General features: G+C 43.8%; 21 protein-coding genes. 7 read left to right on the top strand and 14 right to left on the bottom strand.

Annotation, left to right across the window (positions count from 1 at the left end):
- Positions 1 to 9: 9 nt before the first annotated feature.
- The 5 genes from R1T43_RS18670 to rpe all read right to left on the bottom strand — a co-directional run bounded on the left by R1T43_RS18670 (position 10) and on the right by rpe (position 5,261).
- Positions 10 to 1,218 (bottom strand): aspartate aminotransferase family protein, encoded by a 1,209-nt coding sequence (locus tag R1T43_RS18670; protein WP_211068998.1) that lies wholly within the window; start codon positions 1,216 to 1,218, stop codon positions 10 to 12.
- 325 nt (positions 1,219 to 1,543) lie between these two features.
- A complete protein-coding gene (locus R1T43_RS18665) occupies positions 1,544 to 2,710 on the bottom strand; it encodes an HDOD domain-containing protein (protein WP_317350952.1) in 1,167 nt (388 codons plus the stop codon).
- A 229-nt stretch (positions 2,711 to 2,939) separates the two neighbouring features.
- A complete protein-coding gene (locus R1T43_RS18660) occupies positions 2,940 to 3,515 on the bottom strand; it encodes an anthranilate synthase component II (RefSeq protein ID WP_211068996.1) in 576 nt (191 codons plus the stop codon).
- A 30-nt stretch (positions 3,516 to 3,545) separates the two neighbouring features.
- Positions 3,546 to 4,553 (bottom strand): tryptophan--tRNA ligase, encoded by a 1,008-nt coding sequence (trpS, locus tag R1T43_RS18655; RefSeq protein WP_013785674.1) that lies wholly within the window; start codon positions 4,551 to 4,553, stop codon positions 3,546 to 3,548.
- Between the two features lie 30 nt (positions 4,554 to 4,583).
- Positions 4,584 to 5,261 (bottom strand): ribulose-phosphate 3-epimerase, encoded by a 678-nt coding sequence (gene rpe, locus R1T43_RS18650; RefSeq protein WP_317350948.1) that lies wholly within the window; start codon positions 5,259 to 5,261, stop codon positions 4,584 to 4,586.
- A gap of 387 nt (positions 5,262 to 5,648) precedes the next feature.
- On the opposite strand from rpe, the gene R1T43_RS18645 reads away from it, so the two are divergent.
- The 3 genes from R1T43_RS18645 to R1T43_RS18635 all read left to right on the top strand — a co-directional run bounded on the left by R1T43_RS18645 (position 5,649) and on the right by R1T43_RS18635 (position 7,080).
- Positions 5,649 to 6,374 carry a TorF family putative porin gene (locus R1T43_RS18645; protein WP_317350946.1) on the top strand — a complete coding sequence of 242 codons (726 nt, stop codon included), beginning with the start codon at positions 5,649 to 5,651 and terminating at the stop codon, positions 6,372 to 6,374.
- A gap of 193 nt (positions 6,375 to 6,567) precedes the next feature.
- Positions 6,568 to 6,846, top strand: a complete 279-nt coding sequence (locus R1T43_RS18640) for a hypothetical protein (protein ID WP_057794379.1) — start codon at positions 6,568 to 6,570, stop codon at positions 6,844 to 6,846.
- 33 nt (positions 6,847 to 6,879) lie between these two features.
- The gene (locus R1T43_RS18635; protein ID WP_013785669.1) at positions 6,880 to 7,080 is read left to right on the top strand and encodes a DUF2970 domain-containing protein; all 201 of its coding nucleotides are present in this window, start codon (positions 6,880 to 6,882) and stop codon (positions 7,078 to 7,080) included.
- Here the strand turns inward: R1T43_RS18635 and R1T43_RS18630 are convergent, their stop codons facing one another.
- The 9 genes from R1T43_RS18630 to pilM form a co-directional block, all read right to left on the bottom strand.
- Positions 7,081 to 7,959, bottom strand: a complete 879-nt coding sequence (locus R1T43_RS18630) for a Dam family site-specific DNA-(adenine-N6)-methyltransferase (RefSeq protein ID WP_211068993.1) — start codon at positions 7,957 to 7,959, stop codon at positions 7,081 to 7,083. It lies immediately after the preceding gene.
- Between the two features lie 211 nt (positions 7,960 to 8,170).
- A complete protein-coding gene (locus tag R1T43_RS18625) occupies positions 8,171 to 9,652 on the bottom strand; it encodes an SPOR domain-containing protein (protein ID WP_317350939.1) in 1,482 nt (493 codons plus the stop codon).
- 88 nt (positions 9,653 to 9,740) lie between these two features.
- The gene (aroB, locus tag R1T43_RS18620; RefSeq protein ID WP_317350937.1) at positions 9,741 to 10,808 is read right to left on the bottom strand and encodes a 3-dehydroquinate synthase; all 1,068 of its coding nucleotides are present in this window, start codon (positions 10,806 to 10,808) and stop codon (positions 9,741 to 9,743) included.
- Positions 10,809 to 10,835: 27 nt separating this feature from the next.
- The gene (gene aroK / locus R1T43_RS18615; RefSeq protein WP_057794370.1) at positions 10,836 to 11,351 is read right to left on the bottom strand and encodes a shikimate kinase AroK; all 516 of its coding nucleotides are present in this window, start codon (positions 11,349 to 11,351) and stop codon (positions 10,836 to 10,838) included.
- 272 nt (positions 11,352 to 11,623) lie between these two features.
- Positions 11,624 to 13,384 (bottom strand): type IV pilus secretin PilQ family protein, encoded by a 1,761-nt coding sequence (locus R1T43_RS18610; RefSeq protein WP_317350912.1) that lies wholly within the window; start codon positions 13,382 to 13,384, stop codon positions 11,624 to 11,626.
- A complete protein-coding gene (locus tag R1T43_RS18605) occupies positions 13,384 to 13,914 on the bottom strand; it encodes a pilus assembly protein PilP (RefSeq protein WP_317350910.1) in 531 nt (176 codons plus the stop codon). Before R1T43_RS18605 ends, R1T43_RS18610 begins: the two co-directional genes overlap by 1 nt.
- The gene (locus R1T43_RS18600) at positions 13,914 to 14,525 is read right to left on the bottom strand and encodes a type 4a pilus biogenesis protein PilO (protein ID WP_211068989.1); all 612 of its coding nucleotides are present in this window, start codon (positions 14,523 to 14,525) and stop codon (positions 13,914 to 13,916) included. Before R1T43_RS18600 ends, R1T43_RS18605 begins: the two co-directional genes overlap by 1 nt.
- On the bottom strand, positions 14,525 to 15,106 hold the full coding sequence (locus R1T43_RS18595) for a PilN domain-containing protein (protein ID WP_317350908.1): 582 nt from the start codon (positions 15,104 to 15,106) through the stop codon (positions 14,525 to 14,527). Before R1T43_RS18595 ends, R1T43_RS18600 begins: the two co-directional genes overlap by 1 nt.
- Positions 15,094 to 16,161, bottom strand: coding sequence for a type IV pilus assembly protein PilM (gene pilM / locus R1T43_RS18590; RefSeq protein ID WP_317350906.1), 1,068 nt, complete (start codon positions 16,159 to 16,161; stop codon positions 15,094 to 15,096). Before pilM ends, R1T43_RS18595 begins: the two co-directional genes overlap by 13 nt.
- A 139-nt stretch (positions 16,162 to 16,300) precedes the next feature.
- Between pilM and R1T43_RS18585 the strand changes: the two genes are divergently transcribed.
- The 4 genes from R1T43_RS18585 (at position 16,301) to yghU (ending at position 22,389) form a co-directional block, all read left to right on the top strand.
- Entirely contained in the window at positions 16,301 to 18,979 is a 2,679-nt protein-coding gene (locus R1T43_RS18585) for a penicillin-binding protein 1A (RefSeq protein WP_317350904.1), read from the top strand.
- 71 nt (positions 18,980 to 19,050) lie between these two features.
- Positions 19,051 to 20,742 (top strand): NAD-dependent malic enzyme, encoded by a 1,692-nt coding sequence (locus R1T43_RS18580; RefSeq protein ID WP_317350903.1) that lies wholly within the window; start codon positions 19,051 to 19,053, stop codon positions 20,740 to 20,742.
- A 352-nt stretch (positions 20,743 to 21,094) separates the two neighbouring features.
- Positions 21,095 to 21,223, top strand: coding sequence for a hypothetical protein (locus tag R1T43_RS18575; protein ID WP_282100395.1), 129 nt, complete (start codon positions 21,095 to 21,097; stop codon positions 21,221 to 21,223).
- A gap of 308 nt (positions 21,224 to 21,531) precedes the next feature.
- The gene (gene yghU, locus R1T43_RS18570) at positions 21,532 to 22,389 is read left to right on the top strand and encodes a glutathione-dependent disulfide-bond oxidoreductase (RefSeq protein WP_211068984.1); all 858 of its coding nucleotides are present in this window, start codon (positions 21,532 to 21,534) and stop codon (positions 22,387 to 22,389) included.
- Positions 22,390 to 22,445 lie beyond the last annotated feature (56 nt).

The raw sequence follows: 22,445 nt of genomic DNA, 5'->3' as shown, positions 1-22,445 counted from the left end.
ATTTGGCGTTTATTCGGCGTTCACAACAGCGGCAACGGCACGTTCAAATCGGGCTAAGCCTTCTTTGATATCTTCATCAGGAATTACCAGTGAAGGGGCGAAACGAATAACATTAGCACCGGCAATTAAGCACATAAGATGCTCTTTCGTTGCCGCCATCATAAAGTCGCGAGCGCGGCCTTGGTATTTTTCGTTTAACGCGCAACCAAGCAACATGCCTTGTCCACGTACTTCAGAAAATACATCATACTTGTCGTTAATGGCTGTAAGTAGCTCACGGTACAAGGCTTCTTTGTGTAACACGCCTTCAAGTACTTCAGGCTGGTTAACAATATCAAAGGCTTTTTCAGCCACGGCGCAAGCTAGCGGATTACCACCGTAAGTGCTGCCGTGAGTCCCCGCTTTTAAATGCGCGGCAATCGCAGTCGTCGTTAACATGGCACCAATAGGGAAGCCACCGCCTAACGATTTTGCGGTAGTTAAAATGTCAGGTGTTACACCTAAGCCCATGTAAGCATATAGGTGACCAGTACGACCAACACCCGATTGCACTTCATCAAAAATGAGCAAGGCATTGTGCTTATCACACAACTCACGCACACCTTTGATAAATTCAACGTCAGGAGAGATGATTCCGCCTTCACCTTGAAGCGGCTCCATCATAACGGCACATGTCTTGTCAGAGATTAGTGCTTCAAATGCAGCTAAATCGTTATAATCGCAATGCTCAACAGCGCCAGGCTTAGGGCCAAAACCATCAGAATATGCAGCTTGTCCACCAACGGTTACGGTAAAGAAAGTACGACCGTGAAAACCTTTGTTGAAAGCGATGATTTGGTTTTTGTCTTCACCGTAGTTATCTAATGCGAAACGACGGGCCAATTTTAATGCGGCTTCATTGGCTTCTGCGCCTGAGTTAGCAAAGTATACTTTCTCTGCAAACGTAGCATTGACCAGTTTAGACGCTAAGCGAAGTGCTGGTTCATTGGTGAATACGTTGCTCAAGTGCCACAACTTGTTGCCTTGTTCGTTAAGCGCCTTAACGAGCTCAGGGTGACAATGACCTAGTACGTTCACGGCAATACCGCCAGCGAAGTCGATATACTCAGCACCATCTTGATCCCATACACGTGAACCTTCACCGCGTACGGGTACCATGCCCGCAGGATTGTAGTTAGGCACCATCACTTCATCAAACGTTGCGCGAGTTACTGTCATTTTTGTTACCTCTGTTTTAAGCGCCTGTGTCGGTACAATAGACCTCGAACAGGCGGAAAAATAAACGAAATTACCGATGAGTATGCCATTTTTTTAAGGGTTTGTCTTGTTTGTGAATGGCTGCAGCCCTTTATATACAAGGACTCTGGCTTAATTTGCAGGAAAAGTGAATAACTATTTACTACTAAGCCATATTGTTTAGGAATAGTGTAATTAAAAGGTGAATTAGGTGTGTAATCTCACAGCCAGAGCGCGCTGATCTAGCGTGGGTCAAATAAGGGTAAAAGAAGATATTTGGCGACTTTGCATGAATATCCACAAAAAATTAGCTGCTTTCTTCTTCCCGAGATAAGGGAAGGGTGAAAATATCAACAGATCTTAGTTGTTCCAATGCTCCTGATGGATATTCCTGCTCTTTAATCATTGGTTTTACCTCTGCTACTTCAACCATGCGTGATTGGTGTAGCATTCTTACTTTCGAATAAGTGCGAGCTTGGTGTAGAAGTTTGGGCATCGAGCCTACTTCACAGGGTTCTCTGGTGGCACATTGGCGCATCGCATCACCAATAAATAAGCGTTTCAACATCATATTTTCAATGAGGTCGGCTGATACCGCATCGGCATATTCATCTTGTAATGCAATCAGGTAATTTGCCGACGGCGCCAGCTTTAACAAGGCTTCATGGCGCATGCGCTCTTTGTCTTTTTGGCATTCGGTTAAAAGGTGAAGCTGCACCTTATCAAATAACTTGAAGTACAATCGGATGATGGCACAGCGACCTAATTGACTGAGCATACCGAAACTATAAGCCTGAACGGGGTTGAGCTTGTAGTGTGGTGCAAGATGCCTAGCCGTAACCGCCGTGCCGTGCGCAAACTGAGTGAGTTTAAGTTTGATGCAAGGGTATGGGTCGGTTACCTGAGGCATGGCGCGTTTTACTACAAGAGAAGGAATAAGCAGGCGTAAATTCTCAATGCCTAAAAAGCTAAGCGCCGTCCTGAAGGTTTCAACCACGATTACCCGGCCTTTGGAATCCCGTCTTCTAAAAGCGGGAGAGTTCACGACTTGCATTAACTCGTCATAAAGCCAAGGTAAATTAGCTGCAATAGGTTCTAGTTTAGATACCGATGCCGCGCGTACCGAAAGCGCATCGAGTAATGCACCGGTGTCGTCACTTAAATTCAATGTGTTGTTAAATACGTCTGAGGTAAACGATAACTGCTCAGTAAGCTCACCTAACAAAACTTCATGTAAGTAATGATTAACGGTTTCGGTATATGAAGCATCAGACTGCGCTTTTAGGCGCTTATTCTCGATAGCGACTTTTTCGACGTGAAGTAATTGTCTGCGGGCGTCACCTTGTTCAGATTGCTCAAAGCTGACTTCACCAGGACCACGTTTCCCCAGCATTTTCATCGCGAGTTCTGGAGAGATTAATAGGCTCTCAAAGCGCTCATCGATAGGCGGCGGGGTCGATGCTTGGGTCGTCATCTTAAAGTAGCTCCTGCTAAGTAACTGTTCGTGCGTCTGTTCATAGATGCCGTGCATTGGGTCGCCCTACTTCCTAAATATATACTTACAAAGGCGCTTTGTTGATTAACCTATAAAAAGTAAACAAAAACAACGCCCAATGCGAATAATTACAGAACTTTTTATCGGCAGGAAGCCCTATAGCTTAAGTTTATTCTGAAGCGTTGGCAGAATAAATAAGGGTTACACCCTAGGCGTTTAGAAAAGCACTTAAAATGTCATGGCCGTATTCGGTGAGCAGAGATTCAGGGTGAAATTGTACACCCCATATAGGGAGAGCGTTATGAGAGATCCCCATAATCTCTTTTTCCCCGTCATCAGTTACGCACCACGCATCGATATTTAAGGTTTCAGGAAATTGGCTTTCATCAAGCACTAACGAGTGATAGCGGGTTACCGCGTAACCTTGCTCAAACCCGTTAAATAAGCCTCGATTTTTATGAAAGAGCGCGGAAGTTTTGCCGTGCTTAATTTCTTTTGCTCCAATAACTGAAGCGCCAAATACCTGCCCTATGGCTTGATGGCCTAAGCACACGCCAAGTAAGGGGATCTTCCCAGCAAAATGCTTAATAGCCTCTACGCTAATTCCCGACTCATTGGGTGTACAGGGGCCTGGTGAAATCACTAAATGACTTGGTGATAAGGCTTCTATATCGGCAATAGTAAGGGCATTGTTTCTCATCACCTTAACGCATGCACCTAATTCGGTAAGATAACGGGCAAGGTTGTGAGTAAATGAATCGAAATTATCAATTAACAGCAACACGACAACCTGACCTGTTCAATACAACGCTAATTAAGGCTTTGGAATAAAACCAACGGCTTCATAAACCTTTTTAAGGGTTTCTTCTGCGCGGGCCGATGCTTTTTCAGCGCCATTTCGCATCACATCGTTTAAGTAGTCACGATTGGTGCGAATGTCGGCATAGCGTTGCTGAATTGGCTCTAATAGGCCCACTACCGCTTCCGCTACATCACCCTTCAAGTGACCATACATTTTATCTTCGTATGCCGGTACTAATTCATCTATCGACTTTCCTGTCGATAATGACAATAGGGTAAGCAGGTTTGATACCCCAGGCTTTTCTTGTGGGTTGAAGTAAATGTTGGCTTGTTCGTCTGAATCGGTTACCGCACGTTTAATTTTCTTGGTAATCTTTTTAGGATCTTCAAGCAAGCCAATGAAGTTGTTTGGATTAACGTCAGACTTCGACATTTTCTTTTCTGGCTCTTGTAGGCTCATGATACGAGCACCAAACTCAGGAATATGAGGTTCTGGTACACGTAAAATGTCGCCATACAAGTTGTTCATACGGTTAGCGATATCACGGGTAAGCTCTAAATGCTGTTTTTGATCATCACCTACAGGCACTTTATCAGCTTGGTACATTAGAATGTCTGCTGCCATCAATACCGGATAGCCATAAAGGCCAACATTAATATTGTTTTCGTTCTTCGCTGACTTATCTTTAAATTGCGTCATGCGATTTAGCTCACCCATTTGGGTGTAGCAATTAAGTACCCATGAAAGCTGGGCATGTTGAGGTACATGAGACTGCACGAATAAGGTGCTTTTTTCTGGATCGATACCGCAAGCTAGGTATAACGCCAAGCCATCGAGGCAGGCCTCAAACAATTGCTTAGGATCTTGCCTAACCGTTATGGCATGCAAATCCACTAACATGTATAGGCAATCATGATCGTCTTGCATGGAAACCCACTGCTTAAGCGCACCCATGTAATTACCAAGGGTAAGTTGTCCAGAAGGCTGACAGCCACTTAATACAATAGGCTTGTTACTCATAATGTGTACCTGTACGTTAACGTTGTTTAGTTACGCCTTAGAAAGGCGAGATAATTCAGTGCGCATGTCATCAATAACTGCGCGATAATCGGCTTCAGAAAAAATAGCAGAACCGGCTACGAACATATCCGCGCCAGCTTCAGCAATGTCGCGAATGTTATCGACTTTTACGCCACCGTCAATTTCTATTCTTATATCGTGACCACTTTCTAACACGCGTTGCTTAACGGCGCGCACTTTATCTAATGTGCTAGGGATAAACTTTTGTCCACCAAAGCCCGGATTGACCGACATAATAAGGATATGGTGTAACTTGTCCATGACATGATCCAGATAATGCAAAGGCGTGGCAGGGTTAAACACCAACCCAGGTTTACAGCCAGCATCAATTATAAGCTGTAATGAGCGATCGATATGCTCGGATGCTTCAGGGTGAAAACTAATATAACTGGCACCGGCATCGGCAAATTTTTCGATTAAGTCATCAACCGGCTTCACCATCAAATGCACATCAATAGGTGCAGTAATGCCATACTTTCGTAAAGCCTCGCATATCATAGGACCAAATGTGAGGTTGGGCACATAGTGATTATCCATTACATCAAAATGGACTACATCTGCACCAGAGTTGAGTACATTCTCTACTTCTTCTCCTAGTCGAGCGAAATCGGCTGAAAGAATAGAGGGGGCAATCAAAAATGGTTTCATTAGTTTTCCCTGTTCATGGTGAGGAGCGTACTTCTAAAGGGGAAGTTTACCGAAAGTTAGCAGTTGAAAACAGCGCTGATTACATTACCACTAGTGTTAAAGGTAAGTAAAAATAAGGGGTTAAAAAGATTAAAATAATTGCACCATGTTGGGTGTTGTGCCTATTATTGGTGCAATTTAGCGCCCTTAAACTTTGCGGTAAAATTATATCTAATTTTTTTATTTTTGTTTTTGTTACTAAAATCAAGTTGTTATGTGTATTTTGGCCATTGTGGTATTTGTGCATTAAGTGGGCATCACTCTTGCGTAAACCAACCCAAATATAAGAAAAATCAAGACAGAAAAATTAATTACAACAAGTTTTGGAACTTCACGGAGAACACACACATGAAATTATCTACTAAAAGCACACTGCTTGCCGTTGCTGTATCGTCAGCTTGCCTATTTACTGCGCTACCTAGTTACGCAGAAGTTACGGCTAACGCCGGCGCGACAAGTAACTACATTTGGCGTGGTTTAACGCAAACAATGAATGAAGCTGCCGTTCAGGGCGGAATTGACTACGCACACGAAAGTGGCTTTTATGCAGGTACTTGGGCATCGAACGTGAAATACGGTTCAGACGACAATTATTCGTATGAGCACGATATGTATTTCGGATTCTCTGGTGAATCTAACGATATCTCCTACGACTTCGGTTACCTTTATTACAACTATGATGCTGCAGCGAACTTCGATTTTGCTGAAGTTTACGGCTCTGTTGGTATGGGTGGACTAAGCCTGACCCTTTCTGTTCTTGCTCATACCGAAGCGGATGAAGCTGATAACCGTGATTACGGTTTTGGTGAAGCGACTTATGTTTCTCTCGATTATGGTTTAGAAGTACTAAATGGTTCGGAACTAGGTTTCCACGTTGGTTACCACCAAGGTGATTTTGCGGAAGATTTCAACGGTGTAGTTGGCGGTTACGCAGATTGGGGTGTGTCTATTGCGAAAGATGGATTTAGCTTTGCGGTAACTGGTACTGATTTAGATGATAGTGGTGATGATGATTCACTAGATAACGATGCGGTTAAATTCACTGTTGCTTACAGCATGGACTTCGAACTGTAAGTTCAAAATGACCTCGAAAACAATGAATTAATTGTTGTTGATGTCTGAAATTAAAAGCCTGATGCGTACGTGTCAGGCTTTTTTTACTGTTGGAAACAGTAATTATATTCATCATTAGTGAATATTATCTTGTGACTAATAAGGTTTTATTTATAATGAAGTTCAATGCAAAATAGCGCAAGGAGTGTTCAGGATGAAAGTACTTCCATTTTATGCAGTATGCGGCATGGTTGCGCTAGTTAGCGTAGCAGTCTATCCACGTTCGGGCTCGGAAGCCTCAGTGTGCGAGTTTCAACCCTCTTCTAGTTTTAACCCTAAGTTACCTGCTAGTCATGTACAGAATCAGTGCGCCAGAGACAGAGACGGTGTTGCTGAAGTCAGTTGGCTGTCATGGATTGCTGGAAAGTCTCCTTCATTTCAGTTTCATTTTCTCGATTTGCTTGAGTTACTTCATAATGATGACAGCAAGTAGCATCGCAGTTTCCCAACAAAAGACTTATCAGTAATGAGTCAACAACCGGGTACCGGCTTCTGGTCAGTGCTTATGAGTGTTGTTGCTGGTGTGTTCGGTGTGCAAAGCCATAAAAACTATGAGCGTGATTTTACCAAAGGAACCTTCGTTAGCTTTCTGATCATTGGCATAATTTTAGTTGCCATGATGGTGGTATCTTTAATGATGTTTGTGAAGTGGCTAACCGGTTATTAGTTATTTTTTCGCTTCAACACTTTTGCGTTGGATTCGTTTTGGCTTTTTTACTACTGCGCTAGGTGGGAAGTACGCCAAAATTTCATCTACGGGCTTTCTAGTCGCACCATTTTGACTAATGGAGCGCTTTACCGACAACATGCTAAAGTCTGCGCCTTTATATAAAGAACGAGTGAGAGGTAGATCGTGATTCGATACCAATACCGGTATGCCACGCTTCTTCGCTGCACGCATGGCTAATTCTGCTAGCTTTTCTTGCGATTCTTGCCCAAAACTACGTGCAGCATAGCTGGTAAACGCAGCGGTTTTACTGATAGGCGCGTAGGGCGGGTCACAATAAATGACATTTCCACGGCGAGCGCGAGTAAAGACTTTTTCAAAGGGTAAACAAGTGAACGTGGCTTTTTGCGCCTTCTCGGCAAACACAAACATTTCATGCTCAGGGAAGTAGGGCTTTTTATAGCGCCCAAATGGTACGTTGAACCTGCCCGCTAAACTATAGCGACATAATCCATTGTACCCATGCCTATTAAGGTATAGGAATAAAATAGCGCGGTAGTACTCGTCTTCGGTTGCATTAAATTCTTCTCGCAATGCATAGTACATTTTCTCATCGTTACGCTCGCCGCTAAAAAAACTGCGTGCGTCGTGGATGATGGCATCGGGCTGAACTTTTAAGAAGTTGTACAGGTTTATAAGGTCAGGATTGATGTCGTTCAGCAAATACCGCTTATACTGAGTATTCAGAAACACTGACCCCGCGCCTACAAACGGTTCAATAAGTTTGTTTGCTTGAGGTAACCTTGCCTGAATATGCTCTACTAGGCTGTACTTGCCACCGGCCCACTTTAAAAAGGCCCGGTTTTTTTTCTGCATCATGCGTAAACGTTACTACCTGCACGGAATATAGACGGTTGTCATTCCGGTACTCGCCGAGTTTGGCGTAATTCTGGGGAGTGGCGCTGCAATTATCTCGCAATACCACGCTAAAGATAGATTGTATCTTTCCTCATACGATGGAACAACCATGAAACGTAAAGCTGACGGCTTTTCTTTTGTTTGAAGTCAGTACAATGGGCACAACGTACTATTATTCGCCAGCTTCCAGCGCCATTTCGTCTAAAATTTGCTGCCCACGTTTAATGAACGCTTCGTTTTTAGTCGGATAATCCGGTAAAGCGGATAGCGCAGCACGCGCGTCAGTGAGTGATTTAAATGGTTGATGAAAAACCACCACATGCCAATCACCGCCATACCGTGTAGTCACATACTGCCGGGTAACTGCTTGCAAGTTATGCTGTGCAATAAATTGGCTAACAACGTTTTTATCTTTAATGCCCACCATCTGAATCACAAAATCGTTGGGCAAAACCATGTCAGGCTTTAAGATTTCTGCGGTAGTGCTAGTAGCACTTTCACTGGTTACCCCATCATCACTTTGTGATTGCACTTGCACGCTGGCTTGTTGAGCCTTGGCGGTTTGCTGGGCTTCATTTGCAGCTGGCTTTGCCGCACTGCTATCAGGCGTGTTTAAAGAAGGGGCGCTATCAGCCCCTTCAATCGAGACTACTTGTTGTTGAGGCTCTTGATTGCTGCTCTGCATTGGTGTGCTCGCAACCAGCGTAGTAGGTTCAAAAGCGCTGTCTGTTACTTCGCCAACTATTTCGCTAGATGCATCGCCATCAAGCGAGGAAACTGCACCTTTCCAGTCTGTCACCAGTTCTACGTTGCTTTCATGGTCTGAAGTTGTCGCAATAGGCTGCTCAACTTGATTATCTGCGACTTTGCTAAAAGCAGAGCCTGGTACCACATTCTTTGACTCAGAAGGCTTAGGTTGTTGTGCAATTGGTGAAAATAATGACGATATTGAATCGCCATACTGCCAGGTAACCAATCCGCCAAAGGTCAATAAAAATACCAAAGCAATAGCTATATAGAACCCCGTAGAGGTAAGTGGATTAGACGGGGTGGCTTCGACAGGAATATTTCGTTTATCAAGGTGAGCTTGAAACGCTTCTCGGCGCTGGGAAATCATCCTATCTAGTTCAGAACCTTGAGGTTTTGAAGCTTGAAGGTTTGAAGAAATGGATTGGCTACTAATAAGTAATGGGGTATCGGTATTTTTGGCTGGGAGCCACTTTTTGGCATTTTCAGCCCACTTGGTTGTGGCAAATAGCAATACGTTCAAATGTTGCTTGTTACCCGCAAAGCGGCTTTGTAATACCAAATCCCATAGTTCTTGAAGCAGTTTGTCGGGCATGTGCTCGGCTTGCGTTATAGCAATGAGTACTGGCCCTTCATGGCTATTAAGTGCAGACAATAATTCATTAAGAGGGCGTACGAAACTACCTACTACTTGACCTAACAACTGGCGGCATAACTGACCACGGTAGTCAGAAATTTCCATATTAGATTCAGCGGTTAAATACGCTATCTCAGTATCGTCATGTTGCTGGTAAACGAAAGCTTCAAGAGTTTGCTGTTGCTCTGCAATAGAGTCGCCACTGACAAAAACCAGTTGAGAGGAATAATTAACTAAATACTCAAGACGTTCATGCAATTCACTGTGCATGCGCAATAACCCCATAAAGCCCAATACCTGTGTAAAGGGCTAGCAAAGAAAACGAATGTTGGTGTTAGTTAGGTTTGCCAGTATATGGCTAGCGTAGAATCTCAGTAAGAATATCGTCAGTGACGTCTTTAGTGACAACTGCATTGCCCATATTCTTAGGAAGCACAAAACGAATATTACCGGCTTCTACTTTTTTGTCGCGCTTCATATGCTTTACATAATCTGCTTTGCTCATTGTACTAGGCCCTTCCACTGGAAGTGAAAATGCCTCAAAGAGTGAACGTACGCGACGAGTTTCTGGCGCTGTAAACCAACCTAACTGCTCTGCAGCTACACAAGCAATTATAGTACCAGCTGACACGGCTTCGCCATGTAACCAGTTACCATAACCCTGTTCAGCTTCAATGGCGTGGCCAAAGGTGTGACCTAAGTTTAAAATAGCTCTCAGGCCGCCTTCACGTTCATCTTTAGCAACCACTTCCGCTTTAATTTCACAGCAGCGTTTAATGGCAACATTGAGGGTTGATTCATCAAGCTGTTTTAGTGCTTGCTCATTCGCTTCAAGCCAAGAGAAAAAGGCTTCATCATATATGATGCCGTATTTTATGACTTCCGCCATACCAGCAGAGAATTCACGGGGAGGTAGCGTAGACAGTGATTGCGTATCAATAGCGACCAAGATTGGCTGATAAAAAGCACCAATCATATTTTTGCCCAATGGGTGATTAACCGCAGTTTTACCACCTACAGAAGAGTCTACTTGTGAAAGTAGGGTAGTGGGCACTTGAATAAAGGGTACGCCGCGTTGATATGTTGCAGCCACAAAACCACATAAATCGCCAATAACACCACCCCCTAAAGCAATAAGGGTGGTATCTCGAGCTGCGTTGAGTTCAAGCAAGCGGGTCATGACTACCTCGAATTGCTCGAGGTTTTTATATTGTTCACCGTCAGGCAATACAATGGTTTCGATTTGCTTGCTACCACATGCCGCTTTCACTGTCTCAAGGTATAATGGCGCAACAGTTTCATTGGTGACAATAACCGCCAATGGACCTTTTATATAAGGCACAAAAAGGCCAGGCTGCTTGAGCAACCCGGCCTCAATATGTATAGGATAGCTACGTTCACCAAGTTCCACAGTTAAGGTTGACATGGGCGTAGCACCTCCTAATTATTTTATTTATAAACCGATTTTACTAATGATCTGATTTGCCACTGCGCGAGCAGATTGGTCATCAGTATCAACTACATAATCTGCAACTTCTTCGTAAAGAGGATTACGCAAATCTGCTAGATCGCGAAGTACTTGCTCCGGATCGTCGTTTTGAAGCAAAGGGCGACGCTTATCGCGCTGTGTTCGAGCAACTTGCTTATCAATCGTAGTTTGCAAGTAAACAACAATGCCTCGTGCAGACAAACGATTACGAACTGCTTTGGTTACAATTGAACCGCCGCCAGTGGCAAGCACGATACCCTGCTTGTCTGTTAAATCATTGATGATGTTTTCTTCACGCGCACGGAATCCATCTTCGCCTTCAAGGTCGAAGATCCAGGCGATATCAGCACCAGAACGGCGCTCTATTTCCTGATCGGAGTCATAAAAATCCAGGTGAAGTTCGTCTGCCAGGTGTCTACCGATGGTGCTTTTGCCAGCACCCATTGGGCCAACCAAAAAGATATTACGTTTTTCAGCCATATTTGCTTATATCACAACTTTATCATGTTAGGGGCATGCACTGTTGCCTTACCAGCCTACCCATTGACTCGTGCTTATTTAATGTCCAATAAGCACTACTCCTTTAACCTCGCTAAAATTTCGAGACCGCGATTATCTCAGTTTCTAACAAGCCCTTGCAAGTATTGTTGAAAACAATTAGCACTATAATGTAAATACAGGGGTATTGCAGTACCTGAAAACGCAAAAAGCGGACTGCTATCAGCCCGCATTTTACCTTGAATAATAGGTTGTTACGGTTTTTCTGTTATTATTTTCGGTGTTACAAATATAAGTAGCTCACGCTTCTCTTGAAACTCCGATGTATTGCGAAACAGCACACCTAAAAACGGCAGGTCACCAAATAATGGCACTTTTGACACGTTATCGGTACTCGTTTGCTGGAAAATTCCGCCTAATACGATGGTTTCGCCGTTCTCTACCAAGACCTGAGTTTTGATTTCTTGCGTATCAATAGCAACGGCATCACCGGTAGAAGTAGACACTGTTTCACCACGGGTATCTTGTGTAACCACCAAATCCAAAATAATGCGATTATCTGGCGTAATTTGCGGTGTTACGCGAAGCGACAGTACCGCTTTTTTGAATTCAACCGACGTTGCGCCACTTGAGGTGGCTTGAACATAAGGTATTTCGGTTCCTTGTTCAATGTAGGCTTCTTGTTGGTTCGCCACGGTAATACGTGGGCTAGCGATAATCTCACCTTTGTTTTCAGACTCAAGCGCAGATAGCTCTAAATCTAATATGGTGCCATCAACCAAACTTGCGATTTGAAAGCCAATAGTGCCCGTTGCACCCGAAACCGGAAGGTTTACGTTTAGTCTGTCATCAATACTCGGAATAGAGCCGCCTGCAATAGTTTCAGCTCCTTCAATACTCCCTGAAACACCACTGTCACTTTCCCTATCGCTTAAGCCCCAGCGAACACCTAGCTCTTCATCCACATTATCAAGTACGGTCACCATTCTGCTTTCAATTAATACTTGTTTAACTGGAATATCCAGCGCATCAATCATTTTTCTTGCTTCATCAATAGAAGGTAACGTATCTCGAATAAGCATAGTGTTGGTACGTTCATCCACGGTAACTGTCCCGCGCTCAGACAAAATGCCGCCTTCTGAAGATTTCAAAATCGTCGCCAGGTTAGCTGCCTTAGCGTAATTTACCGAGATGTTGACTGTACTAAGCGGGGCTAAATCAGACACCTGCTTCTTTGACTGTAATGCTTGGGTTTCTCTGGCGGTAAGCTCTTCAGTTGGCGCAATCAACAGAATGTTACCCTCTAAGCGTTTATCTAATCCTTTAACACGCAAAATCATATCAAGGGCTTGATCCCAAGGTACACCTGATAGGCTAATAGTGACATTTCCAGTCACTGTGTCTGTGGTCACTAAGTTAAAGCCATTAACTTGCGCGATAATTTGCAACACTTGACGTACAGGTACATCTTGAAAGTCTAGCGAGATAGGGTCGCCTGTATAGGTTTTTTTGTTTTCTAATTCTTCTTGTTGCGACAAGCTCATCGGCTCAATTTTGATGCGAATGACGTTATTGTCTATCGCGTGGCGAGCTGTCACGGTATCGCTATAAAGAATCTCTATGCGCGTACCTTTTTTATCTTGAAAGGTTTCAATGGTTGATACAGGCGTGGAGAACTCTGTCACATTTAATTCAACGAGCTGACTGTCATCTAACACGCTATCAGCGAATGTAATGGTAACCTTTCCTTGAGACTCAACGAGTTGCGGTGTAGGTGAAGCTCCTTCAAAGGTGACTAATGTAACACCAATATTATTCGCTTCTCGGGTAAAATCGATACCGGTAATTCGGGTTGAGGGAGTGTCGTTACTTGGGTCGAACAATACGGGTTCTAACGCTTTGGCGGGCGCAACATAAACCATCAATACCGTACATATAGCAGCAAAGCCAAGCAACCAAGGCCAGCGAGAACTTCTACGATTTAAAGATTTGTTAAATAGGTAACGCTCAGCCATTATTTTTTCTCTCCTGACGTTGAGGTTTTGCTCAACGTTATCTCTTTTTTCTGCCAGCAACCTGCGCCATCAGGTATAAGCTGTTCTATTGTTAGTGAGTTTGGATTAATTCCAGTGATTTTACCGTAAAATAAACCGATGCGGCTGCCAATTTTGGCTTTATGTAGAATACCGTCATTACTGGTAACTAGCGCCCATTCAACGCCTTGGCTTTTAAAGTTTCCGGTCAACCCTAATGAGTCTAAGCCATACCTTTCCAGTTTCTGTTTTGTGCGTTCAAAGTCAGGTTGAAAACAGTTTTGTTGTCGAGTTTGTGTCAGTGGTGGCGTGTTTTCTTTAGGCGAATCAAAAGGGCTAGGCAACTCGCTCGCCGAATATTCAAAGGTTTTAGGTGTAGCAAACTCAGGGTAGGGTTCAATATTGTGAACCGCATTTTCGCTCACACTTTGCGTATACGCCTGCAAGTCATCAAGTTTTGGCGAGCAAGCGGTTATTAGGGCAACAGTAGCAAGAACTAAATAATAGCGCATCACTGAGATCCCCCGCTTATACCGGTACTGTTTTCTGAGCGGTAGGTTTTCGCTTGTAATTGCAAGGTAAGCCCATTACTTTCCCGTAAAATATCAAAGTCATGCAAGGTAACAATACGAGGAAGCCCAGCCACCTTAGAAACGAACTCTCCAAAATGGTGATAGCCGCCACTGACTTCAATTTCAATAGGCAGTTCGGTGTAGAACTCTTTAGGTACCTCTTGTTGCCAGTTCAATAACTTGAAGGTAAGTCCTGATGAGGTGCCTACATAAGTTATATCGTCTAGCAAGCCAGGGGTTTCATTGCTGGTAGGTAAGCTTTTCAGCATGGAAGAAAAGTCATTTTCTAGCTGTGCGAGCTGCTCTCGATACGCTTCTTTATTTACCGCAATGCGGTACTTGGCTTCGTATTGCAGCTTCAGCTCTTGTTCTTTTAATTCCGCAGCATCTAGAATAGGGAGCTTAGGGTTTATAAGTAGATAATAGCTAAGTGCACCAATTACGATTGCCACAAAGGCAGCCACCACTATACGTATTTCATTGGGCCAAATAGCAATTTGTTCAAAATCTAATTCATTGAGTTCTTTGAGCTTTTCGACATCAAATTTCATTAGTTTGTCTCCCCTTCAGCATCTTGTTCCAACGGTGATACCGAATCGCTAACCATGAAGGTAAGCGTGAAGGTGCTAATTGCGCGAGAGGCATTGGTGTCTGCTTTTATAGAAGACAATTCAGCTCCAACAAAAACATCTGAATTATCTAATGAGCGCATGAAATCAGAAAGTCGGTTATTTGAATCGCTGATACCTTCAATTTGTAATTGATTACCTATGCGCTTCATAGATTGGAAGGTCACGCCCACGGGTACGATTTTAGCAAGCTCATCAAATATTATGGCCGCGACATTTCGACTAGCCTGTAATTGCTCAATAAGGGCCATGCGCTGTTCAATCGCATTTTTGCTTTCTTTAATATTTTTTATATCTGCAATTTGCGCATCTAATAAGCCAATCTCTCGCTCAAGAAACTGGTTTCTTGAATTCTGATGATTAATTTGTTGGTCGATAGCTTGACCGATAAACCAAAAAATTAACCCCACAATAGCGGCAACGGCAACCAGGCCCATTAGATACTGCTGCTTTTGATGTTGGCGTTGTTGTTCGCGCCAAGGAAGTAAGTTTACATGTGCCATGATGTGAAACTCCGGCTAGCAAGGCCTGCAGCAATAGTGAGCTGTGGGGCGATACGGCGTAACCGCTGTGAATCTAACTTAGGGTTCATGGTCATGCCCAAAAAGGGGTCGAATACATCAACTTGTAGGCCTAAGTCTTGACGTAATATGTCTACTAAAGGTTGGATAGTGGCCGCGCCGCCACAAAGTAAAATTTTTGCGGGGCGGTCAACATGAAATGTCGTCATATACATTTGCAATGCACGATTGATGTTCTGTTGTAAATTAGCGGCAAAGATAGGTAATACTTCATCTACCCAACTGTTAGATGATGAATCATCCATTAATAGACGTTCGGCTTCTTCACGCTCAATCATTTGAATAGCGCTAATATCGTTGACTAAGTTATTTAGCCCAAATGCGTGTTCTTTTGTGTAGATCACAGTGGCGTTACGTACCACGCTAACTTGAAGCAATGAGGCACCTACATTAATGGCACAAACGGCTTCATCTTCTACTTTTCCATTGTAGAAAAAGTCGATGGCATTCCCAATCGCGTAATTTTCCACATCAACAATTTTAGGTTCGAAATCGGCTTCGCGAGACAGCAGTAAACGGCTATCTACTAAATCTTTATGAGCAGCGGTTAATAGAACATTGACCTTGCCAGAATGGGTTTCACTGGGGCCAAGCTCTTCGAAATCTAAATAAACCTCTTCAAGGGGAAAAGGAATGAGGCTATCGGCTTCAATTTCTATCTGGCTTTCCAGTTCGTAATCGTTTTGGTCGGGTTCCATATAAACGATTTTACTGATTACCGATGTACCCGCTACCGCGACATTAGCTTGCTTTATTTTAGTTTTTAAGCTGTTACGCACTTTTTTAAGTGCTAAACTTACCGCCTCGTAATCTTTAATATCGCGCTCTGAAAAAGCAACTTTATTGATAGATTCACATGCATAACCTTGAAGCATGTAGCCATTGACTGAATGTTCTAGCCATACCGCTTTTATTTGACGTGTGCCTATGTCTAAACCCACAATGGGAGGCATCTTTTTCTTGAACAGCGATTTCATTTACAAGTGTCCAGTTTCAATGGTAATTGCTCTAAAGTACAATATTACTCAGTTTTTATTGTGCGTATGGTTCTATTGATAACACATACGTATGAAAATATACGTCATTTTCGCAAAAATGCCTTGGTATCCTTAAATTGTGAAGTACATTAAACCGTTATTATTATTTTTTGTCATCTCTGGCCTTATTGGTTGTGTGGCGCTTGTTGGTATTTACTTTTATATCAAACCTAACCTACCAAGCGTTACTGTACTTAAGGACGTTAGACTCCAAACGCCCATGCAGATATACACCCATGATGGAAAATTAATTTCCCAATATGGCGTTAAACGGCGGATCCCCGTAAAACTTGAGGAAGTACCTGAGCAATTAATTCACGCGATTTTGGCCACCGAAGACAGTCGCTTCTTCGAACATCATGGTATTGACCCTATCGGTATCGCCCGTGCAGCGCTGAGTTTAATTCTTACGGGTGAAAAACGGCAAGGTGCGAGCACATTGACGATGCAGCTTGCTCGAGGCTTCTTTTTGAGTCGAGAAAAGACATATATTCGTAAGGTAAAAGAAATATTTATCGCTTGGCATATGGAGCAGGAACTCAGTAAAGAAGAGATCCTTGAACTCTACTTAAATAAAGTCGAGCTAGGCCATCGTTCGTTTGGCTTCGGTGCCGCCGCCCAAGTATATTACGGCAAATCTCTTAATGAACTTACTTTGGCACAACTTGCCACCATTGCTGGCCTCCCCAAAGCGCCTTCAGCACTAAATCCTATCACCGATCCTGAAGCATCTGCAGGTCGCCGCCGCGTGGTGTTGCTGCGTATGCTTGATGAAGAGTACATTTCTAAAGCAGACTTTGACCGTGCGGCAAGCGCGCCGATAACTGCGCGTAAGCATGGTGCTGAAATTGAAGTAGATGCACCATATTTGGCCGACATCATCTATAACGAAATGGTCGACATTTACGGTAAAGATGAAGCTGAAACCGGTGGCTATCAAGTTTACGCGACCGCAGGTTCCGACTTGCAACTTGCTGCTCAACGAGCGGTGGTAAGAAATCTGCACGATTACGATGAGCGCCATGGTTATAAAGGGCCGCTTGGTTATTTATGGGACACTCCTTCGCCCGACAGCCAAGATGAGCCAGTGCCGCAGCTTTCTTTAAAAACCGATGTTAGTAATAAATTACTTGCCAGTGATTGGAGCGAGCGCGAGATGCTTTCTGCACTCTCTCAAGTGCCTTATATCAAGCCTCTCGTACCTGCAGTTGTACTCTCAACTGCAGAGCAATCTATTGATGTGCTTGATGTAAATGGCGAGAAGCGCACGATCACGTGGGAAGGACTAGATTGGGCAAGGCGATATATCACTGACTTTAGGCAAGGTAGTGAACCTGAAACGGCCTCAGATATCACCCAGCCGGGGGCGGTTATATACATCCGTGAGCAAGATGATGCATGGCGTATCGCGCAATTACCTGAAGTAAGTGGAGCGTTTATTGCGCTTAATCCTAAAAATGGTGCAGTTGAAGCGGTCGTTGGCGGTTATAGTTTTTATCAAAGCCAGTTTAATCGTGCCACACAGGCGAAACGGCAAGTAGGTTCAAACATTAAGCCATTTATTTATTCTGCGGCGATAGACAGCGGCTACACCCTTGCTTCTATTATTAATGATGCTCCAATCAACCAATGGAATGCGGCGACGGGTGTTGCTTGGCGTCCCCAGAATTCACCCGCAGAATACGACGGTCCTATTCGTATGCGTAAAGCCTTAGGCAAATCGAAGAACGTGGTGTCAGTTCGTCTATTGCGGGGTGTTGGGCTTCGTAAAGCGGCCGACTATCTTACCCGCTTTGGTTTTGATCCTGACGATATCCCGTTAGATGAAACCGTGTCGTTAGGATCTAGCTCTCATACACCGCTAGAAGTGGTTCGTGGTATGTCAGTTATTGCTAATGGCGGCTACTTAGTAAACCCTCACTTTATCGCTAAAGTGCTGGACGAACATAATCAAGTATTGTGGCAAGCCAACCCTGTGTGGGCATGCGACAACTGCACCAAAGCTCATGCACCTGAAAGCTATCCAGAAAGTGATTTAGAAAGCGGTTTGGACAGTGACGAAGTTGATGTGGAAGCCTTACTCGAAGCCCAGCTTAATAAAGATGTGTTGCTAGCTGAAAGTGATGTAACTGAAAAGCAAAGCGCACCGCAGGTTATTACCGCACAAAATGCTTTTTTGGTGGGTGAGATGATGCGTACCGGTGTGCGTGCTAACGGGAACTGGAGTAAGAAAACGTACTGGCTAGGTACAGGTTGGCGCGCACGGAATATTCTTCAGCGCACCGATATTGCCGGTAAAACCGGTACTACGAACGATTCAAGAGATACCTGGTTCAGTGGTTTCCAAAAAGACATTGTCGCCACTGCTTGGGTTGGTTTCGATAACATGGGCAGACAACTTGGTCGTGCTACACGCAATCAAAACTTAGTTAATCGCAACCCTGAAAAATTCAATTGGATTGGTAATGCGTTAATTGGCACCGAAGATGGAGCTAAAGCGGCAGGTCCGGCATGGATAAGGTTTATGGAATATGCATTGGCAGAAAAGCCACATTCACCTATTCCTGTGCCTGAAAAAATAGTTCGCGTTCGCATTGATCGTACCAGTGGGAAGTTGACCCGAAGGACAGACCATACGACACTGTTTGAATATTTCTTGCAAGGCACCGAACCTACCTCATATGTTCTTGATGATGAAGTGGTAGACCCTGCCTCGCAGAATAAAACGACTACGCCTGAGCCTGAAGAAATATTTTAATAAAGAGCGTGCAAGAGCGCGCTCATCAGGTTGCAGCTAAGTGATTGCCTGTAAATACAACCGGATTACCCATGTCAGAAGATTCAAATCGATATCTTTATATTCCTCATGCTGGCCCCTCGCTGCTGGAAACGCCCCTATTAAATAAAGGCAGTGCCTTTACTTCCAGAGAACGTGCCGCATTTAATCTAACAGGCTTAGTTCCGCCTCGTTACGAAAGTATTGAAGAGCAAGTAGAGCGTGCATACATGCAATACAGTAGCTTCGATGAAGTACTGAACAAGCATATTTATTTACGCGCTATTCAAGATAACAACGAAACCTTGTTTTATCGTCTTATTCAAAAGCATATTGATGAGATGATGCCAATTATATACACCCCAACAGTGGGGGATGCCTGTGAGCAATTCTCGGACATTTATCGTAGTTCGCGCGGGTTGTTTGTCTCGTGGGAAGAGCGCCATCAAATAGATGATATTGTTCGCAATGCCACTAAGCGCAAAGTGAAAGTCATTGTTGTCACAGACGGCGAGCGAATTCTTGGTCTTGGTGACCAAGGTATTGGTGGCATGGGTATTCCAATCGGTAAGCTTTCGCTTTATACCGCCTGTGGTGGTATTAGCCCAGCTTATACCTTGCCGGTTATGCTTGATGTAGGAACGAACAACGAGAAGTTACTTAACGACCCTATGTACATGGGGGCACGTCATCCTCGTATTGGCCAAGAAGACTACGACGAATTTGTCGATATGTTCATTCAGGCAGTAAAACGTCGCTGGCCTGAAGTGATGATTCAGTTTGAAGATTTCGCACAGCCTAACGCGATGCCGTTGCTAAACCGCTATCGCAATCAAGTGTGCTGCTTTAACGACGATATTCAAGGTACTGCTGCGGTCACATTAGGTACCATTTTAGCAGCATGTCGCATGAAGCAACAAAAGCTATCAGACATGAAAGTGGTGTTTGTTGGGGCAGGTTCAGCCGGTTGCGGTATTGCTGAAATGCTTATTCAACAAATGGTGCATGAAGGTATTAGCGATGCGCAAGCGCGTAAACAAGTCTTCATGGTAGACCGCTTCGGCCTAGTGACCGAAGGTATGGAAGGATTACGTGACTTCCAGCAAAAGCTAAATCAACAGTTAGTCGACCTTGAAAGTTGGACCTTTAGCGGTGATTACGCATCGCTACTTGATGTTATGCACTGTGCCAAGCCAGATATTCTTATTGGTGTATCGGGGCAACCTGGTTTGTTCACCGAGCAGGTGGTTCGTGCCATGAAGCAAAACTGTGAATTACCTATTATCTTTCCATTAAGTAACCCGTCTCGCCAGGTTGAAGCGCGACCTGAACAGGTTATTGAATGGACTGATGGCGAAGTGGTTATTGCAACGGGAAGCCCGTTCAAGCCCGTTGAGTATAAAGGTAAAGTTTTTACCATTGCCCAGTGTAATAACTCGTATATTTTCCCTGGTATAGGTCTTGGTGTCGTTGCTGCAAAAGCAAAATTAATCAGTGATGAAATGCTGATGGCTGCAAGTAATGCACTTGCTGATGCGTCGCCGCTGGTAAACACTGGCGAAGGTTCCTTGTTGCCGCCATTGGTTGCTATTGCTGAGCTTAGCCGTAAAATAGCCTTTGAAGTGGGTAAGGTTGCCATGGCACAAGGGCTAGCCCTTGAGATGTCAGACGATGCGTTGAATGACCATATTGAACGGAATTTCTGGAAAGCTGAATACAGACCTTACAAGCGCGTTAGCATTTAAACTAATGTGCGTGTAAGTAGTTAATAAAAGTCTACGAAAGCAGCCCTAGGGCTGCTTTTTTTATCCCTTCTGTCAGGTTTTGCTAGTTCAAATACACTAACTCTTTTACTTCATATTTTAAGTCCAGGTTTTTACTTCAAGCTTCGGATGTTTCTCTAGTCAGTAATAAAGTGTTGCGAGAGTGCAACATTTTCTCAGTGCCCTTTATCTCACTTAACGAATGGTTTCCAATAAGTTACTGATATTTACTAATTTGTTGTGCTGGCACAAATGCTGCTTACTCTTAATCGAGACCACAGCAATAGCAGCATCGGTATTGTGTCTCAAAGCAATACCCACAGGGAGGAAGCGTATGTTTGCAGTAGTAAGGAATTTCACTAAAACCATTTTTGCTAATGAGCTTATGTCAAACGAGCTCATGTCGAACGATTTCAATACATGCATGTTGCTTGATGCACTGTCCTCTTTGGAACAAGACTAGGCTTTCTCAAGCAGCAATTAGCACTTGTTAGAAAAGAATTCGGTTACTGGTGATGCTCGTTATAGCGAATACGCTATTTAATAGCACGCACCTAATAACCACTCAGTTTGCGGGCAATGGATTGCGCGCCTTTTATTCACGCAGGGGCAGTTTAAAATACGTGTTAAAACGATTTTAATCTGCTTATTTGCGAATTATCCCAGCGATAAGCGCTTGGTCGTATATCATTCATCCTATCCCTTGTAATTCCATATTCAGTACACACATCAAATTTATAATCATGCTAACGCGATAGAAAAGGATCTGATATGTCTGACAGTAATACTTATACGCCTCCAAAAGTATGGAGCCAAAATGAAGATGACGGTAACAAATGGGCTAGTATCAATCGCCCTGTATCGGGTGCCACTCATGAGCAAGAACGCTCTGTAGGCCAGCACCCACTTCAGCTTTATTCTTTGGCTACTCCCAACGGTCAGAAAGTGACTATCATGTTGGAAGAGCTTTTAGCTGCAGGTATTACAGACGCCGATTACGATGCATGGTTGGTTAACATCGGCGAAGGTGATCAATTTTCATCTGGCTTCGTTGATGTAAACCCGAATTCTAAAATTCCTGCCATGGTAGATACATCGACTACACCTGAAACAAAGCTATTTGAATCGGGTTCGATACTGCACTATTTAGCGGAAAAGTTTGATGTATTTATTCCTAACGATCCTGCTGCAAAAGTAGAATGTTTTAATTGGTTATTCTGGCAAGTAGGTTCAGCGCCTTACTTAGGCGGCGGCTTTGGTCACTTCTACAGTTATGCACCTTACCCAATGGAATACCCCATTAACCGATTTACCATGGAAGTAAAACGTGAGCTAGATGTACTAGACAAACACCTCGCCAAAAATACCTATTTTGCGGGTGAGGAGTACAGTATTGCTGATATGGCTATTTGGCCATGGTATGGCAACTTAGTACTTGGAAACCTGTATGACGCAGCCACCTTCTTGCAAGTTAACGACTACAAACATGTTCTGCGTTGGGCAACAGAAATTGAGGCTCGCCCGGCAGTACAGCGCGGCGTAATTGTTAATCGTACGTGGGGCGATGCGCAGCTTAAAGATAGGCATAGCGCGAAAGACATCGATGATGCGCTAAACGAAGCGAAATAAGCCTCGAACCGTACCATGAGTCAGCAACACATAACTTGTCACTTATCACGAGCATG

This window comes from Alteromonas sp. CI.11.F.A3, from assembly GCF_032925565.1.
In the GTDB taxonomy this organism is placed as follows: domain Bacteria; phylum Pseudomonadota; class Gammaproteobacteria; order Enterobacterales; family Alteromonadaceae; genus Alteromonas.
Note: the sequence above shows the minus strand (reverse complement) of the source record. Positions and strands in the feature narration are given on the sequence as shown.